Here is a 16206-nt window from a genome sequence, read left to right on the forward strand (position 1 = left end):
CTCTGACCTGCGGTTATCTCAGTAGCCGAAGTTCTGAGTCCACCACGGACCGCCGGAGCCGAAGTGGACTCCGACCCCCAGGGTCTGGAAGTCGCAGTTCAGGATGTTGGCCTTGTGGCCCGGGCTGTCCATCCAGGCATCCATCACGGCCTGGGCGTCGGCCTGTCCGCGGGCTATGTTCTCGCCGCCGAGGTTGCTTATCCCGGCCGCCTCGGCCCGGTCCCAGGGGGTCGCGCCGCTGGGGTCGGTGTGGTCGAAGAAGCCCTGCTCGGCCATGGCCTCACTGAAGTCCTCGGCCAGTTCGCGCAGCGCGCTGTTCGCGGCCACCGGGCTGCAGCCCGCCTTGGCCCGCTCGTCGTTGACGAGCTTGAGCACCTGGGCCTGGGCGACGGCCTCGTCCGACACGGCGGCGGGCGCGCTGGGCTGCCCGGGCTTCTTGTCGGCCGGACGCGAGGGCGTGGGCTTCGGCTTCGTGCTGGGGGTCGTCTCCGGCTTCTTCGTCTTCGCCGGCGTCTCGGCCGGGGCGGCTGGCTTCGACGCCGATGCCGAGGGCGAGGACGGCGCGGGGGAGGAGGACTCGGGCGAGGAGGACTCGGCGGACTCGGAGGGCGAGGAGGACTCGGCGGACTCCGAGGGCGACGACGACCGGTCGGTGCCGCGGCTCGTGGAGGCGTCGCCGCCGCGGTCGGCCTCTGCGCTGCCGGAGGTGCCGCCCTGCTCGGACGGGGTGTTCGTCGGGGCGTCCTGGGACTGCACCCGGTCGCCCCCGCCGCTGCCGCCCATCCGGTAGTTGTCGAGCCCGGGCACCGCGCCCGTGGCCACCGCCACCGTGCCGATGGCGACCGCGGCCGAGACACCGAGCAGCCCCGTGCGGACCGGGGTGACGCCCTTCTTCTTGCGGCGGCGGTGCGTGCCCGCGCGCTGCGGACCGTCGTCGGGGGAGAAACCGTCGCTCGGGAAGGGGACCGTGCGGCCGGCCCGCGGGTGGCCCTCGCCCCCGTCGCCGTCCGGGTCGTCCGGCGCGAACAGGTAGGCGTCGCTCTTGGCACGGACCTCGGCGTACGCCTCGGGGTTCAGGTAGGGCGCGATCCCCATGGTGGGGCGGGCGCCCGCGTCCGGGGCCTGCTGGTCACGGCCCTGTCCCGTCGTGCCGTCCGGCTGATGGCCCCCCGCGGCGCGGCCCGTGGCGGCGCGGCCGGCGGCGGAGCGTCGGTGGCGTCCCATGTTCTGGCCTTCCTCGTCCTCGCGCTGGACGTGTCCTCGCGGTCGACGTGTCCTCACGATCAACACGGAACTCACACGAACGAGTGAGTTTCAGGTGAGTTTCATTGGGTGGGGACGGTACCGCATGGCGCCAGGGGGTGAAGTGTCCGGCGAGACATTGACTGGTTAGGTTGCAGTCATGAGCGAGGATGTACGGCTGGTCGCGTGGGTGCGCGGACAGGTTCAGGGTGTGGGTTTCCGCTGGTTCACGCGGGCCAGGGCGCTGGAGCTCGGCGGGATGAGTGGCTTTGCTCTCAATTTGGCCGACGGGCGCGTCCAGGTCGTCGCGGAGGGCCCGCGCGAGCGCTGCGAAGGACTGCTCGACTGGCTGCACGGTGACGACACGCCCGGACGAGTGGACGGTGTCACCGAGATCTGGGACACACCCCGCGGGGGCTACGAGGGCTTCGCCATCCGCTGACACCGGACCGCGCGAAGGCCCCCCAGAGCCCGGTACGACCGTCCGGGGACAGGTGTCCGCAGTGGAAACGGGCAGGTGGTTGCCAAGAACGACGTGTCGTGGCAGGCTCCGCACGCAGGATGATCGCCACGCCCCCAGGGGCCCGCAGGAGTCGCCGCGTCGCCGCTTCCAGGCCGTGTGCCCCCGGGTCCCCGTCGATACGGGGCGTGATCGTGTTGACCGTCAAACTTTTTGGTGAGACGCTGAAAGCCCCGCGCACCTTAGCTGTTTGGCATGGTTGAACGGCAGGAAAAACTCCAAAGTGCCAAGCACCGCGGGTGCGATCCCTACACGACCCACACCGCTTCGGTCGGTCACTCATTGTGGAGGACCATCCATCATGGCAAAGGCGCTTCTCGGTTACGTCGGCGGCTCCGATCCTCGACTCCTCGCCGAGATGCGACGGCTCCAGCAGCGCGTCCAGGACCTGGAATCCGAGCTCGGACGGATCCAGGCGGAGAAGGACGCGTTGGCGGCTGCCGCTTCTCACGACAGGATCATGGAGAGCATGGAGAGCGTTGACGCACACCAGGCGGAGCCTGCGCTCACCTGATCACTGCATCGCTCCATCACGGCACGGCAGTGGTTGGGCCCGTCCGTACAACCGCTCAGGTGTCAGAGTCTGCAAGGGACGCTTCGGCGTCCCTTCTTTCTTTCCCGCCCCCGTCTTCGCCGTCCGGCCCGCCCGGTCCTCCCCCGCGCATCCTTTCACCCTCTTCAACGTCTGATGTGCCCTGCACGTTCACCGGTGAAACCGCGGTGGTTCACCGGTTCATGGAGTGAGACACCCGTGAAAGGTAGAGTCCGACGGCGTGCACCTGAAGGCCCTGACCCTCCGCGGGTTCAAGTCGTTCGCCTCGGCGACCACGCTCCGGTTCGAGCCGGGCATCACCTGCGTCGTCGGTCCGAACGGTTCGGGCAAGTCCAACGTCGTCGACGCGCTCAGCTGGGTCATGGGCGAACAGGGCGCCAAGACGCTGCGCGGCGGCAAGATGGAGGACGTCATCTTCGCCGGCACCACCGGCCGCCCGCCGCTCGGCCGGGCCGAGGTGTCGCTGACCATCGACAACTCCGACGGGGCCCTGCCCATCGAGTACGCCGAGGTCACCATCACGCGGATCATGTTCCGCAACGGCGGCAGCGAGTACCAGATCAACGGCGACACCTGCCGCCTCCTCGACATCCAGGAACTGCTCTCCGACTCCGGCATCGGCCGCGAGATGCACGTCATCGTCGGTCAGGGCCAGCTCGACTCCGTCCTGCACGCCGACCCGATGGGCCGCCGCGCCTTCATCGAGGAGGCCGCCGGCGTCCTCAAGCACCGCAAGCGCAAGGAGAAGGCGCTCCGGAAACTGGACGCGATGCAGGCCAACCTCGCACGCGTGCAGGACCTCACCGACGAACTGCGGCGCCAGCTGAAGCCGCTGGGCCGGCAGGCGGCGGTGGCGCGCCGGGCCGCCGTCATCCAGGCCGACCTCCGGGACGCGCGGCTGAGGCTCCTCGCCGACGACCTCGTACGGCTGCGCGAGGCACTCCAAGCCGAGATCGCCGACGAGGCCGCGCTCAAGGAGCGCAAGGAAGCCGCCGAGCGGGAGCTGGGCCGGGCGCTGCGCCGCGAGGCGGACCTGGAGGACGAGGTGCGCAGGCTCGCCCCGCGCCTCCAGCGCGCCCAGCAGACCTGGTACGAGCTGTCCCAGCTCGCCGAACGGGTGCGCGGCACGATCTCGCTGGCCGACGCGCGCGTGAAGAGCGCCACCTCCACGCCGCCCGAGGAGCGGCGCGGCCGGGACCCGGAGGAGCTGGAGCGCGAGGCCGCCCGCGTCCGCGAACAGGAGGCCGAACTCGAAGCGGCCCTGGAGGCGGCCGAGCACGCTCTGGAGGACACGGTCGCCCACCGCGCCGACCTCGAACGCGAACTGGCCCTGGAGGAGCGCCGCCTCAAGGACGCCGCCCGCGCCATCGCCGACCGCCGTGAGGGCCTGGCCCGGCTCAGCGGCCAGGTCGGCACCGCCCGCTCCCGCGCCGCCTCGGCCCAGGCCGAGATCGAGCGCCTCGCCGAGGCCCGGGACGAGTCCCAGGAGCGGGCCGCCGCCGCCCAGGAGGAGTACGAGGCGCTCCAGGCGGAGGTCGACGGGCTGGACGCGGGCGACCAGGAGCTGGGCGAGCGCCACGAGGCCGCCAAGCGGCAGCTGGCCGAGGCGGAGGCCGCCCTGAGTACCGCCCGCGAGGCGGCCACCGCGACGGAACGCGCGCGAGCCGCCACACAGGCCCGCCACGAGGCCCTCGCGCTCGGACTGCGCCGCAAGGACGGAACCGGCGCGCTGCTCGCCGCGAAGGACCGGCTCACCGGCCTGCTCGGCCCGGCCGCCGGGCTCCTCACTGTGTCACCCGGCCACGAAGTCGCCCTGGCCACCGCCTTCGGCGCCGCCGCCGACGCCCTCGCGGTGACGTCCCCCGCGGCCGCCGCCGACGCCATCCGCCTGCTGCGCAAGCAGGACGCCGGACGGGCCGCCCTGCTGCTCGCCGGCGCCCCCGACGACGTAGCGGAGGACCCGCGCAGCGAAGGGCCGCCGTACGCCGCCGACCTCGTCCGCGGTCCCGCCGACCTGATGCCCGCCGTGCGGCGGCTGCTGCGCGGGATCGTCGTCGTCGCCACCCTGGAGGACGCCGAGGACCTCGTCTACGCCCGGCCCGGGCTGACCGCCGTCACCGCCGAGGGCGACCTGCTGGGCGCGCACTTCGCGCAGGGCGGGTCCGCCGGGGCGCCCAGCCTGCTGGAGGTGCAGGCGTCCGTGGACCAGGCCGCCGCCGAGCTGGAGGAGCTGGGCGTGCGGTGCGAGGAACTCGCCGAGGCGCAGGACGCGGCCGTCGAGCGGCGCCGGGAGTGTGCCGCGCTGGTGGAGGAACTGGGGGAGCGGCGCCGGGCAGCCGACCGGGAGAAGTCGGCCGTCGCCCAGCAGCTGGGCCGGCTGGCGGGTCAGGCGCGGGGCGCCGCAGGAGAGGCCGAGCGGTCCGCCGCGGCGGCGGCCCGGGCGCAGGAGGCGCTGGACAAGGCGCTGATGGACGTAGAGGAGCTGGCCGAGCGGCTGGCGGTCGCCGAGGAGATGCCGGTCGAGGAGGAGCCCGATACCTCCGTGCGCGACCGGCTCGCCGCCGACGGCGCCAACGCCCGCCAGACCGAGATGGAGGCCCGCCTCCAGGCCCGTACCCACGAGGAACGGGTCAAGGGGCTGGCCGGCCGGGCCGACTCCCTGGACCGGGCCGCCCGCGCGGAACGCGAGGCACGCGCGCGTGCCGAACAGCGGCGGGCCCGGCTGCGGCACGAGGCGGCCGTCGCCGAGGCCGTGGCCGCCGGTGCCCGGCAACTGCTCGCGCACGTCGAGGTCTCCCTGACCCGCGCCGACGAGGAGCGCACCGCCGCCGAGGCCGCCAAGGCACGGCGCGAGCAGGAGCTGACCGCCGCGCGCACCGCCGGGCGCGACCTCAAGGCGGAGCTGGACAAGTTGACGGATTCAGTCCACCGGGGCGAGGTACTCGGCGCCGAGAAACGGCTGCGCATCGAGCAGCTGGAGACCAAGGCGCTGGAGGAACTCGGTGTGGAACCGGTGGGGCTCGCGGCCGAGTACGGCCCCCATCAAGAGGTGCCGCCCTCGCCCCCCGCCGAGGGCGAGGAGCTCCCGGACGATCCCGAGCACCCGCGCAACCTTCCCCGGCCCTTCGTACGCGCCGAGCAGGAGAAGCGGCTGAGGGCCGCCGAACGTGCCTACCAGCAGCTCGGCAAGGTCAACCCGCTGGCCCTTGAGGAGTTCGCGGCGCTGGAGGAGCGGCACCAGTTCCTCAGTGAGCAGCTGGAGGACCTGAGGAAGACCCGCGCCGACCTGCTCCAGGTCGTCAAGGAGGTCGACGAGCGCGTCGAGCAGGTCTTCACCGAGGCCTTCCGGGACACCGCCCGGGAGTTCGAGGGCGTCTTCAGCAGGCTGTTCCCGGGTGGTGAGGGGCGGCTGATCCTGACCGACCCCGACAACATGCTCACCACAGGGGTGGACGTCGAGGCCCGGCCGCCGGGCAAGAAGGTCAAGCGGCTGTCGCTGCTCTCGGGCGGGGAACGCTCACTGACCGCCGTGGCGATGCTGGTGTCGATCTTCAAGGCGCGGCCTAGCCCGTTCTACGTCATGGACGAGGTCGAGGCGGCGCTCGACGACACGAACCTGCAGCGGCTGATCCGGATCATGCAGGAGCTGCAGGAGGCCTCACAGCTGATCGTCATCACACACCAGAAGCGCACGATGGAGGTCGCCGACGCGCTGTACGGCGTGTCCATGCAGGGCGACGGTGTGTCGAAGGTCATCAGCCAGCGGTTGCGCTAGTTCCGGCCCGCTAATTTCAACTCTTGAACGAGTATCCCTCTTTTACGTCCTCAAACTCACAGCTCTCGCCCTATTGACTTCGAAACTTGAAGGCATAGTCTCTGCAACGTTGCTTTTACCTTCAGGTCCCTTCAATGGCACCTCGAAGGCGAACCACCCCGGCAGCGTTGCCGGTAGCCCGAGGAGTACACGTGGCCAGCACATCGCAGGCATCCACATCAGGAGCCAGGACGGCTCACCCCGAGCATCTCGGGCACGTCATCTTCATCGCGGCGGCGGCCGCGATGGGCGGTTTCCTGTTCGGCTACGACAGTTCCGTGATCAACGGCGCCGTCGAGGCCATCCGCGACCGCTACGACGTCGGCTCCGCGGTGCTGGCCCAGGTCATCGCCGTCGCACTGATCGGCTGTGCCATCGGCGCCGCGACCGCCGGTCGCATCGCCGACCGCATCGGCCGCATCCGCTGCATGCAGATCGCGGCCGTCCTCTTCACCGTCAGCGCCATCGGCTCCGCACTGCCCTTCGCGCTGTGGGACCTCGCCATGTGGCGCGTCATCGGCGGCTTCGCCATCGGCATGGCCTCGGTGATCGGCCCCGCCTACATCGCCGAGGTCTCCCCGCCCGCCTACCGAGGCCGGCTCGGCTCCTTCCAGCAGGCCGCGATCGTCATCGGCATCGCCGTGTCGCAGTTGGTCAACTGGGGTCTGCTGAACGCCGCCGGCGGCGACCAGCGCGGTGAGCTGATGGGCTTGGAGGCCTGGCAGGTCATGCTCGGCGTCATGGTCATCCCGGCGATCCTCTACGGCCTGCTCTCCTTCGCCATCCCGGAGTCCCCGCGCTTCCTGGTCTCCGTCGGCAAGCACGAGCGCGCCAAGCAGATCCTCGAAGAGGTCGAGGGCAAGGACGTGGACTTCGACGCCCGCGTCGCCGAGATCGAGCACGCGATGCACCGCGAGGAGAAGTCCTCCTTCAAGGACCTGCTCGGCGGCAGCTTCTTCTTCAAGCCGATCGTCTGGATCGGTATCGGCCTGTCGGTCTTCCAGCAGTTCGTCGGCATCAACGTCGCCTTCTACTACTCCTCGACGCTGTGGCAGTCGGTCGGCGTCGACCCGACGCAGTCGTTCTTCTACTCGTTCACGACGTCGATCATCAACATCGTCGGCACCGTGATCGCGATGATCTTCGTGGACCGCATCGGGCGCAAGCCGCTCGCCCTCATCGGCTCGGTCGGCATGGTGATCGGCCTGGCGCTGGAGGCCTGGGCCTTCTCCTTCGACCTGGTCGACGGCAAGCTCCCGGCCACCCAGGGCTGGGTCGCCCTGATCGCCGCCCACCTGTTCGTGCTCTTCTTCGCCCTGTCCTGGGGTGTCGTCGTCTGGGTCTTCCTCGGCGAGATGTTCCCGAACCGGCTGCGCGCCGCCGCGCTGGGTGTGGCCGCCGCCGCGCAGTGGATCGCCAACTGGGCCATCACCGCGAGCTTCCCGTCGCTGGCCGAGTGGAACCTCTCCGGCACCTACGTGATCTACACGATCTTCGCCGCGCTCTCCATCCCCTTCGTCCTGAAGTTCGTGAAGGAGACGAAGGGCAAGGCCCTGGAGGAGATGGGCTGACCGCCCGCCCCCGAACCCGGGGAGAAGGGCCAAGTCCCCGCTGCCCCTCTCCTCGTACCGTCCGCCGCCCCCGGCCCGGGTCACCACCCGGACCGGGGGCGGCGGTGTCGTACGTCCGTGCCCCGGCCTAGCTAGGGCCTGGCGTTCGGATCAGGTCGGCTGAGAGAGACTGCGCCTCTCGGCCCACCCGAGCGGGGCGTGGTGCGTGCGGCCGCAAGGCGGGGGAGGGCGGCAGGGCGGAGCCCTGGCAACCGACGACAACGCCGCGGACGCGCGTGCCACACCCCGCGACGCCGGCAAGATCCAAACGACAGGCCCTAGCTAGGCCCGGACGGCGTACCGGATGAGGACTCCGCCGCCTGTCTCAGGCGCCCCGGACCGTCCGGCTCCCGGGCGAGGACTTTCACCAGCGGGCTTCGGCAGGCTGAGGGCCGCAGGCGGGCGCGCCCCGGTGCGGGCCGAACCGCAGGCACCCCCAGTGCGGGGCGGACCCGCTCCCGCCGAGCCTCTCCGGGGCCGGCGGCAGCGGGGCGCCCCGCTGCGGGTGCCGCACGCGCGTCGCCCCCTCCCGCCGGCCTCGGAGAGGCTCGGCCCGGGAAGGGGCGACAGGGTGGCGCAGGGTCAGACGGTCACGGATTCGGACTGCTCCGCCCGCTCGGCCGGTGCCGTCGCCGGGACGACCACCGCCGGCTTCGGCAGTACGACGTACAGCAGGCCGGAGATGACGACCGTGGCGACCCAGCCGAGGCCGTACTCGCCGATGACGTTGTTCGCGGCGAGGGGGCCGGTGAACCAGTCGGACGTGGTGAACATCAGACCGGCGATAAGACCCACCGCCCAGGCGGCGACGGCGGCGGGGGAGAAGCCGCCGCGGTACCAGTAGGCGCTGGTGCGGCCGGTGTCGGCGAGGGCGTCGCCGTCGTACTCCTTGCGGCGCAGCATGTCCGCGCCGAAGACGCCGACCCAGGCGGAGAAGGCGACCGCGAGCAGCGACAGGAAGGCGATGAAGGAGCCCATGAAGCTGGTCGCCACCAGCATCAGCACACCGCCGAAGATCAGCGAGATCACGGCGTTGACCGAGACCGCCCAGTGCCGCGGGACCTTGAAGCCCAGGGTCTGCGCGGTGAAACCGGCCGAGTACATCGACATCGAGTTGATCAGGAGCATGCCGATCAGTGCGATCAGCAGGTACGGCACCGCGATCCAGGTCGGCAGGATCTCGCCGAGGAAGGAGACCGGGTCGGAGGCCGAGGCCAGGTCCGGTGTGGAGACGGCCATGACCATGCCCATCAGGACCATGGGCAGGACGACGATGCCGGCGCCGCCGATCGTCACGCCCACGATCCCCTTGGAGGAGGCCGTGCGCGGCAGGTACCGGGTGAAGTCCGGGGCGGACGGGATCCAGCTGACGCCCCCGGCCGCGATCAGGCCGACGCCGGTGATCATCGCGGCGACCGAACCGGCGGACCGGTCGAACACCGCGGACCAGTCGGTGTCGACGACCAGGTAGCCGAGGACCAGTACCGAGAAGGCGGCGAAGAGGTAGGCCGCGTACTTGTTGCACTTCTGTACGGCGTTGATGCCCAGCCCGGAGATCGCGAAGGTCGCCACGACGAAGGCGAGCAGCGTGGCCATGTCCAGCACGCTGTTGGCCCGGATGCCGAACACGATGTCCAGCACGGTGAGCAGGGCGTAGGCGCCGGTCACCGCGTTGATCGTCTCCCAGCCCCAGCGGGCGATCCAGATCAGCGAACCCGGCAGCAGATTGCCCCGCTGCCCGAAGACCGCCCGGGACAGCGCCATTCCGGGTGCGCCACCGCGCTTGCCGGCGATGCCGATCAGCCCGACCAGGCCGTAGGACAGGACCGGCGCGGCGGCCGCGACGACGAGCGCCTGCCAGAAGTTCAGCTGGTACGCCACGACGAGGCTCGCGCCCATCGTGAGCAGCAGCACGCTGATGTTGGCGCCGACCCAGGTCGGGAAAAGCTCGCGGGTCCGGGCGGTGCGCTCATGGTCGGGCACCTGCTCGATGCCACGTGTTTCCAGGGCGCCTTCGGTCTCGGCGGTCTTGCTCATGTGGGGGGTCCGTGCCTCGATCGTGGGAGAAGAGGGGTTGACGGGACTCTACGCGCGTTGACGTGGCCTCTTCCATCGTACTTTGATCCGACTCCTTCCTTCCAGGGGCCTTTGTCCTTTGGAGAAAGGCACAAGGGGGGTGCCCTCGGAGCCCATGGCTGATACTGGACGGGTTATGGAAATCGTCATCCTTGCTGTAGTCATCGCCGTGGTCGTGATCGGCGCGCTCGGCGGGCTGGTCATCGGCAGTCGCCGTAAGAAGCAGCTGCCTCCGCCGCCCCCCGCCACCCCCGACATCACCGCCCCTCCGGCCGAGCCGCACGTCGGCGACGAGGCCGAGACGCCGCGCGACGAAACGCGCCGGACGATAGAGGAGGTCGACCTCCCGGACGGCGGCACCGCTCCCGCCACCGTCGAGGAGCCGCCCGTCGTCGAAGAGCTCGAGATCCCGCAGATCGAGGTTCCCGAGCCCACCGCCGGCCGTCTGGTCCGGCTCCGTGCCCGCCTCTCCCGCTCGCAGAACGCCCTCGGCAAGGGCCTGCTCACCCTGCTCTCCCGGGAGCACCTCGACGAGGACACCTGGGAGGAGATCGAGGACACGCTGCTCACCGCCGACGTCGGCGTGCAGCCCACCCAGGAGCTGGTCGAGCGGCTGCGCGAGCGCGTGAAGGTGCTCGGCACCCGCACGCCCGACGAACTGCGCACCCTGTTGCGCGAGGAGCTGATCACCCTGGTCGGCCCCGACATGGACCGCGAGGTCAAGACCGAGCCGGCGAACACCAAGCCCGGCATCGTGATGGTCGTCGGGGTCAACGGCACCGGCAAGACCACCACGACCGGCAAGCTCGCCCGCGTCCTGGTCGCCGACGGCCGCAGTGTCGTCCTCGGCGCCGCCGACACCTTCCGTGCGGCCGCCGCCGACCAGCTGCAGACCTGGGGCGAGCGGGTCGGCGCCCACACCGTGCGCGGCCCGGAGGGCGGCGACCCGGCCTCCGTCGCCTTCGACGCGGTCAAGGAGGGCAAGGAGATGGGCTCGGACGTCGTGCTCATCGACACCGCCGGCCGCCTGCACACCAAGACCGGCCTCATGGACGAGCTCGGCAAGGTCAAGCGCGTCGTGGAGAAGCACGCGCCGCTGGACGAGGTGCTGCTCGTGCTCGACGCCACCACCGGCCAGAACGGCCTGATCCAGGCCCGGGTCTTCGCCGAGGTCGTCGACATCACCGGCATCGTGCTCACCAAGCTCGACGGCACGGCCAAGGGCGGCATCGTGGTCGCCGTGCAGCGCGAGCTGGGCGTGCCGGTCAAGCTGATCGGGCTCGGCGAGGGCGCGGACGACCTGGCGCCGTTCGAGCCGGCGGCGTTCGTGGATGCCCTCATCGGCGAGTGACGCTGCCGCCTGCCGGACTCCGGTGCGCGCGTCCCAGGACACGCGCCCGCGCGCGGAGAAGCGCCCGCCACCCTCGATGGGGGGCGGGCGCTTCGCTGTGTGTGGGTTGTGGGTTGTGGGTTGCGGGAGGCGGGAGGCGCGCGCCGGGCGGCGGTGGTGTGGACTGCCGCGTCCGGTGTGCGCCAAGGCGCGGGGCGCCGGGTGGTGGGCGCGCTGGCGTGGCGCGTGGGGCGCTGGGTGGTGGGCGTGCTGGCGTGGTGGGCGGGGCGCTGGTTGGCGGGCGCGCTGGTGTGGTCGCGAGCAGGGCAGGTAGGCCGGGCGCGGCAGGTGTGGTGCGTGTGCGTGAGGAACAGGGGCGTACGGGGAGGGAGAGACCGCGTGCCCTCCCGGCCGCCGGAGGTCTACGCCCGCGACCGATGGGCGACGTACGCCAGTGTCCCCAGCAGCAGCCGGGCCGCCGGCGGGTTGGTCGCCGAGTCGAGGGCCGGCGGACGCAGCCAGCGCACCGGGCCGAGGCCGCCGCGGTCGGAGGGCGGGGCGGTGACGTGCGAACCGGGGCCCAGCCCGCGCAGGTCCAGGGCGGACGGGTCGTCCCAGCCCATGCGGTAGAGCAGCCGGGGCAGCTCGACGGCGGCGCCCGGGGCGACGAAGAAGTGGACGCGGCCCTGCGGGGTCGCCGCGACCGGGCCGAGCGGGAGGCCCATGCGCTCCAGCCGGGCCAGCGCCCGCAGTCCGGCGGGCTCGGCCACCTCGATCACGTCGAAGGTCCGACCGACCGGCAGCATGACCGCGGCGCCCGGGAACTCGGCCCAGGCCTCGCTCGCCTCGTCCAGGGTCGCCCCGGCGGGCACCTCCGGCGCGAAGTCCAGCGGATGGGCACCCGGCGCGGGGCAGTCGCGCAGGCCGCACGAGCAGGCGCCGGCGGCGGCCCGCGCCCCCGGCACCACGGCCCAGCCCCACAGTCCGGTGAACTCGGCCACGGCGGTGCACTCCGACGCTCGACCGCGGCGGCGCGCGCCGGGCCGGATGTCGCGCATGCCCCGAGTGCTGCCGATGCCGATCGTGAAGCCCATGCCCCCTCCAACGGGTTCGACGCAGCGGCGGTTACGCAGCGGACGTGAAACGTGACTCTCTGCTTCCAACTCCCCAGTCCGGCGCGGTTCAGACAGCGTCCGGAAGCACTCCGGGTGGTGTGTTCGCCCGCGCACGCCCCGGTGTGCACCGTTGCACCGACTCCCGGTTGGCCTATGTCAAGTGAATCGCGTGCAGGCCACTGGGAGTTCATCCGAAGGGGTGGCGAATGGTGGCGATTCTGCAATCGCCATGGCTGGACGGGTGATCGTAGGATTACTTTGTGTGCATGGAGCCGTGGGGCACATGCACTTGTGGGTATGCCGGAGGCAACTCGGCTTTCCGTTCGAAGGGTGGCAACCACCGGACGGAGGGCCCCAACCACCGGCATTCTGATAGGGCTTGGCGCACTCGGCGACAGGTGGTCTCAGGGATGGGGGCGTTCCAGTGAGCGGCAACGGCGGAAGCGGTACGAGCGCGGGAAGCGCGTCGCCCGCTGACAAGCGCCCCAACGAGCTGCTCACCTCATGGTTCGCCCGCAGCGGCTGGTCCAAGGGAGAGCTGGCCCGCCAGGTCAACCGCCGGGCCCGCCAGTTGGGCGCCAACCACATCTCCACGGACACCTCACGAGTGCGCCGTTGGCTCGACGGCGAGAATCCGCGCGAGCCGATCCCGCGGATCCTGTCCGAGCTGTTCTCCGAGCGCTTCGGTGTCGTCGTCTCCGTCGAGGACCTGGGCCTGCGCTCCACCCGCCCGACGCCCTCCGCGACCGGCGTCGACCTGCCCTGGACGGGCCCGCAGACCGTGGCCCTGCTCAGCGAGTTCTCGCGCAGCGACCTGATGCTGGCGCGGCGCGGCTTCCTCGGGAGCTCACTGGCCCTCTCCGCGGGCCCGTCCCTCATCGAGCCCATGCAGCGCTGGCTCGTCCCCTCGCCGTCGGCCACCCCCGCCGGACGCGAGCCCGCGCCCGCCTCCCGCGCGCGTGGGCGCCTGTCCCGGCCGGAGCTGGACCTGCTCGAGTCGACCGCCGTGATGTTCCGCCGCTGGGACGCCCAGTGCGGCGGCGGCCTGCGCCGCAAGGCGGTGGTCGGCCAGCTGCACGAGGTGACCGACCTGCTGCAGGAACCCCAGACGGAGGCCACCCGGTCCAAGCTGTTCAAGGTCGCCGCCGAACTCGCCGAGCTGGCCGGCTGGATGTCGTACGACGTCGGGCTCCAGCCCACCGCGCAGAAGTACTTCGTCCTCGCCCTGCACGCCGCCAAGGAGGCCGGAGACCGGCCGCTCGGCTCGTACATCCTCTCCAGCATGAGCCGCCAGATGATCCACCTCGGCCGGCCCGACGACGCCCTGGAGCTGATCCACCTCGCGCAGTACGGCAGCCGGGACTGCGCGAGCCCCCGCACCCAGTCGATGCTGTATGCGATGGAGGCCCGCGCCTACGCCAACATGGGGCAGCCCGGCCGCTGCAAGCGGGCGGTGCGCATGGCCGAGGACACCTTCGCCGAGGCCGACGAGTGGGACGAGCCGGACCCCGACTGGATCCGCTTCTTCTCCGCGGCCGAGCTGTACGGGGAGAACAGCCACTCCTTCCGCGACCTCGCCTACGTCGCCGGCCGCAGCCCCGCCTACGCCTCGCTGGCCGAGCCGCTGATGCGCCGCGCGGTGGAGCTGTTCGCCAAGGACGACGAGCACCAGCGGTCGTACGCGTTGAACCTGATCGGCATGGCCACCGTGCACCTGCTGCGCCGCGAGCCCGAGCAGAGCACCGGCCTGGCCGTCGAGGCCATGCGCATCGCCAAGAAGGTCCGCTCCGAACGCGTCAACACCCGCATCCGCAAGACCGTCGACACGGCCGTACGCGATTTCGGCGACCTCGGTGAGATCGTCGACCTCACCGAGCGGCTCGCCGTCGAGTTGCCGGAGACCGCCGAAGCGGTCTGAAACCCACCAGCCCCGGCCGCGGCCGGCCCTCCCGAACTGCCCGACTCGGCTCCCCCATGCCAGGTCACTCGGAGGCCGCCGCGGCCGGTTCGTGTCCCGGTCGGGACGTTGCGCCACGATAACGACCGCCCGGCCCCGCATCCGGCAGTTCACCGACGCGTAACACGCACAGCGTCTTCGTCACGGCGGCGAAACAACGAGGGGCGTCCACCGAAACCGCGCTGCGCCAATCTCATGGCGCATAACCGGCCCACCCCTCATTCCGCTCAGGCTTCGCCCGCACGGGGCCGTACCAACGACGAGGAGACGCCGATGGCTCCAGCCATCACGCTCGCCGCAGAGACGGAGCTCTCTGCCGCCAACACGGGCTTCATGCTCATCTGCTCCGCCCTGGTGATGCTCATGACCCCGGCCCTTGCCTTCTTCTACGGAGGCATGGTCCGCGTCAAGAGCACCCTGAACATGCTGATGATGAGCTTCATCAGCCTCGGCATCGTCACCGTCCTGTGGGTGCTGTACGGCTTCTCCATGGCGTTCGGCACGGACACCGGCGGCATCGTCGGCTGGAACTCCGACTGGGTCGGCCTCAGCGGCATCGGCCCGGCCGAGCTGTGGGACGGCTACACCATCCCGGTCTTCGTCTTCCTGGTCTTCCAGTTGATGTTCGCGGTGCTCACGCCCGCCCTGATCAGCGGCGCCCTCGCGGACCGGGTGAAGTTCACGGCCTGGGCGCTGTTCATCGCCCTGTGGGCCACGATCGTCTACTTCCCGGTCGCCCACTGGGTGTGGGGCGCCGGCGGCTGGGCCTTCGAGCTGGGGGTCATCGACTTCGCCGGTGGTACCGCCGTGCACATCAACGCCGGTGCCGCCGCGCTCGGCGTGATCCTCGTCATCGGCAAGCGGGTCGGCTTCAAGAAGGACCCGATGCGCCCGCACAGCCTGCCGCTGGTCATGCTCGGCGCCGGCCTGCTGTGGTTCGGCTGGTTCGGCTTCAACGCCGGCTCGTGGCTGGGCAACGACGACGGCGTCGGCGCCCTGATGTTCGTGAACACCCAGGTCGCCACCGGCGCCGCCGTCCTCGGCTGGCTCGCCTACGAGAAGATCCGCCACGGCGCCTTCACCACGCTGGGCGCCGCCTCCGGCGCCGTCTCCGGCCTGGTCGCCATCACCCCGGCGGGCGGCGCGGTCTCCCCGCTGGGCGCGATCGCCGTCGGCGTCATCGCCGGTGTGCTGTGCGCCATGGCGGTCGGCCTGAAGTACCGGTTCGGCTACGACGACTCGCTCGACGTCGTCGGCGTGCACCTGGTCGGCGGCATCCTCGGCTCCCTCCTCGTCGGCTTCTTCGCCACCGGCAAGGGCCAGTCCGACGTCGCGGGCCTGTTCTACGGCGGTGGCCTGGACCAGTTCTGGAAGCAGTGCGCCGGTGTCTTCGGGGTTCTCGCCTACTCCCTGGTCGTCTCCGCCATCCTCGCCTTCGTCCTGCACAAGACGATCGGCATGCGCGTGCCGGAGGACGACGAGGTGGCCGGCATCGACCAGGCCGAGCACGCCGAGACCGCATACGACTTCAGCGGCGCCGGCGGCGGTGCCGCCCGGACGACCGCCACGCCGGCCGCCTCCGTGGCCGCGTCGGCCCAGAGCAAGAAGGTGGACGCATGAAGCTCATCACCGCCGTCGTCAAGCCGCACCGGCTCGACGAGATCAAGGAGGCCCTCCAGGCCTTCGGGGTCCACGGCCTGACCGTCACCGAGGCGAGCGGCTACGGCCGCCAGCGCGGCCACACCGAGGTCTACCGGGGCGCCGAGTACACCGTCGACCTGGTGCCCAAGATCCGCATCGAGGTGCTGGTCGAGGACGACGACGCCGAGCAGCTCATCGAGGTCGTGGTCAAGGCGGCCCGCACCGGCAAGATCGGTGACGGCAAGGTCTGGTCGGTTCCGGTCGACACGGCCGTACGGGTCCGGACCGGCGAGCGCGGCCCCGACGCGCTCTGAACAGCTTCGAAGCAGCTCTGTCGCAGCTCTGAGG

The 16206-nt window shown here is 71.3% G+C and carries 11 protein-coding genes; 8 read left to right on the forward strand and 3 right to left on the reverse strand.

Translation table 11 applies throughout. The features are described from left to right. Positions 1-18 precede the first annotated feature (18 nt). The gene (locus ACFW48_RS24540; RefSeq protein WP_386317883.1) at positions 19-1224 is read right to left on the reverse strand and encodes a CAP domain-containing protein; all 1206 of its coding nucleotides are present in this window, start codon (positions 1222-1224) and stop codon (positions 19-21) included. 178 nt (positions 1225-1402) lie between these two features. Between ACFW48_RS24540 and ACFW48_RS24545 the strand changes: the two genes are divergently transcribed. From ACFW48_RS24545 to ACFW48_RS24560, 4 genes are all read left to right on the forward strand, one after another. Next, complete coding sequence (locus ACFW48_RS24545; RefSeq protein WP_064730025.1) at positions 1403-1684, forward strand: acylphosphatase; 282 nt, start codon at positions 1403-1405, stop codon at positions 1682-1684. A gap of 379 nt (positions 1685-2063) precedes the next feature. Continuing rightward, entirely contained in the window at positions 2064-2276 is a 213-nt protein-coding gene (locus ACFW48_RS24550; protein ID WP_030188592.1) for a hypothetical protein, read from the forward strand. Positions 2277-2535: 259 nt separating this feature from the next. Then, positions 2536-6090: a chromosome segregation protein SMC gene (smc, locus tag ACFW48_RS24555; RefSeq protein ID WP_386317885.1), complete on the forward strand. Its 3555-nt coding sequence runs from the start codon at positions 2536-2538 to the stop codon at positions 6088-6090. A 191-nt stretch (positions 6091-6281) separates the two neighbouring features. Beyond that, a complete protein-coding gene (locus ACFW48_RS24560; RefSeq protein WP_386317887.1) occupies positions 6282-7700 on the forward strand; it encodes a sugar porter family MFS transporter in 1419 nt (472 codons plus the stop codon). 621 nt (positions 7701-8321) lie between these two features. Here the strand turns inward: ACFW48_RS24560 and ACFW48_RS24565 are convergent. After that, a complete protein-coding gene (locus tag ACFW48_RS24565; RefSeq protein WP_386317889.1) occupies positions 8322-9776 on the reverse strand; it encodes a cytosine permease in 1455 nt (484 codons plus the stop codon). Between the two features lie 175 nt (positions 9777-9951). Here ACFW48_RS24565 and ftsY point away from each other — a divergent pair, with 175 nt between their 5' ends. Then, a complete protein-coding gene (ftsY, locus tag ACFW48_RS24570) occupies positions 9952-11166 on the forward strand; it encodes a signal recognition particle-docking protein FtsY (protein ID WP_386317891.1) in 1215 nt (404 codons plus the stop codon). A gap of 401 nt (positions 11167-11567) precedes the next feature. Here ftsY and ACFW48_RS24575 read toward each other — a convergent pair whose 3' ends face one another. Then, positions 11568-12239: a bifunctional DNA primase/polymerase gene (locus tag ACFW48_RS24575; RefSeq protein WP_386317893.1), complete on the reverse strand. Its 672-nt coding sequence runs from the start codon at positions 12237-12239 to the stop codon at positions 11568-11570. Positions 12240-12684: 445 nt separating this feature from the next. Here ACFW48_RS24575 and ACFW48_RS24580 point away from each other — a divergent pair, with 445 nt between their 5' ends. The 3 genes from ACFW48_RS24580 to ACFW48_RS24590 all read left to right on the forward strand — a co-directional run bounded on the left by ACFW48_RS24580 (position 12685) and on the right by ACFW48_RS24590 (position 16172). Further along, on the forward strand, positions 12685-14178 hold the full coding sequence (locus tag ACFW48_RS24580) for a hypothetical protein (protein WP_386317895.1): 1494 nt from the start codon (positions 12685-12687) through the stop codon (positions 14176-14178). A gap of 312 nt (positions 14179-14490) precedes the next feature. Then, on the forward strand, positions 14491-15837 hold the full coding sequence (locus ACFW48_RS24585; RefSeq protein ID WP_386317897.1) for an ammonium transporter: 1347 nt from the start codon (positions 14491-14493) through the stop codon (positions 15835-15837). Then, positions 15834-16172: a P-II family nitrogen regulator gene (locus ACFW48_RS24590; protein WP_019328769.1), complete on the forward strand. Its 339-nt coding sequence runs from the start codon at positions 15834-15836 to the stop codon at positions 16170-16172. The genes ACFW48_RS24585 and ACFW48_RS24590 overlap by 4 nt, the downstream gene beginning before the upstream one ends. The last annotated feature ends 34 nt before the right edge of the window (positions 16173-16206 follow it).

It is taken from the genome of Streptomyces sp. NPDC058812 (assembly GCF_042744565.1).
Classification (GTDB): domain Bacteria; phylum Actinomycetota; class Actinomycetes; order Streptomycetales; family Streptomycetaceae; genus Streptomyces; species Streptomyces thinghirensis.

What these genes read in the sequence shown, in the direction of transcription:
- ACFW48_RS24540 (WP_386317883.1), bottom strand. Translation starts at nt 1,224, where the DNA reads ATGGGACGCCACCGACGCTCCGCCGCCGGCCGCGCCGCCACGGGCCGC.
- ACFW48_RS24545 (WP_064730025.1), top strand. Translation starts at nt 1,403, where the DNA reads ATGAGCGAGGATGTACGGCTGGTCGCGTGGGTGCGCGGACAGGTTCAG.
- ACFW48_RS24550 (WP_030188592.1), top strand. Translation starts at nt 2,064, where the DNA reads ATGGCAAAGGCGCTTCTCGGTTACGTCGGCGGCTCCGATCCTCGACTC.
- ACFW48_RS24565 (WP_386317889.1), bottom strand. Translation starts at nt 9,776, where the DNA reads ATGAGCAAGACCGCCGAGACCGAAGGCGCCCTGGAAACACGTGGCATC.
- ftsY (WP_386317891.1), top strand. Translation starts at nt 9,952, where the DNA reads ATGGAAATCGTCATCCTTGCTGTAGTCATCGCCGTGGTCGTGATCGGC.
- ACFW48_RS24575 (WP_386317893.1), bottom strand. Translation starts at nt 12,239, where the DNA reads ATGGGCTTCACGATCGGCATCGGCAGCACTCGGGGCATGCGCGACATC.
- ACFW48_RS24585 (WP_386317897.1), top strand. Translation starts at nt 14,491, where the DNA reads ATGGCTCCAGCCATCACGCTCGCCGCAGAGACGGAGCTCTCTGCCGCC.
- ACFW48_RS24590 (WP_019328769.1), top strand. Translation starts at nt 15,834, where the DNA reads ATGAAGCTCATCACCGCCGTCGTCAAGCCGCACCGGCTCGACGAGATC.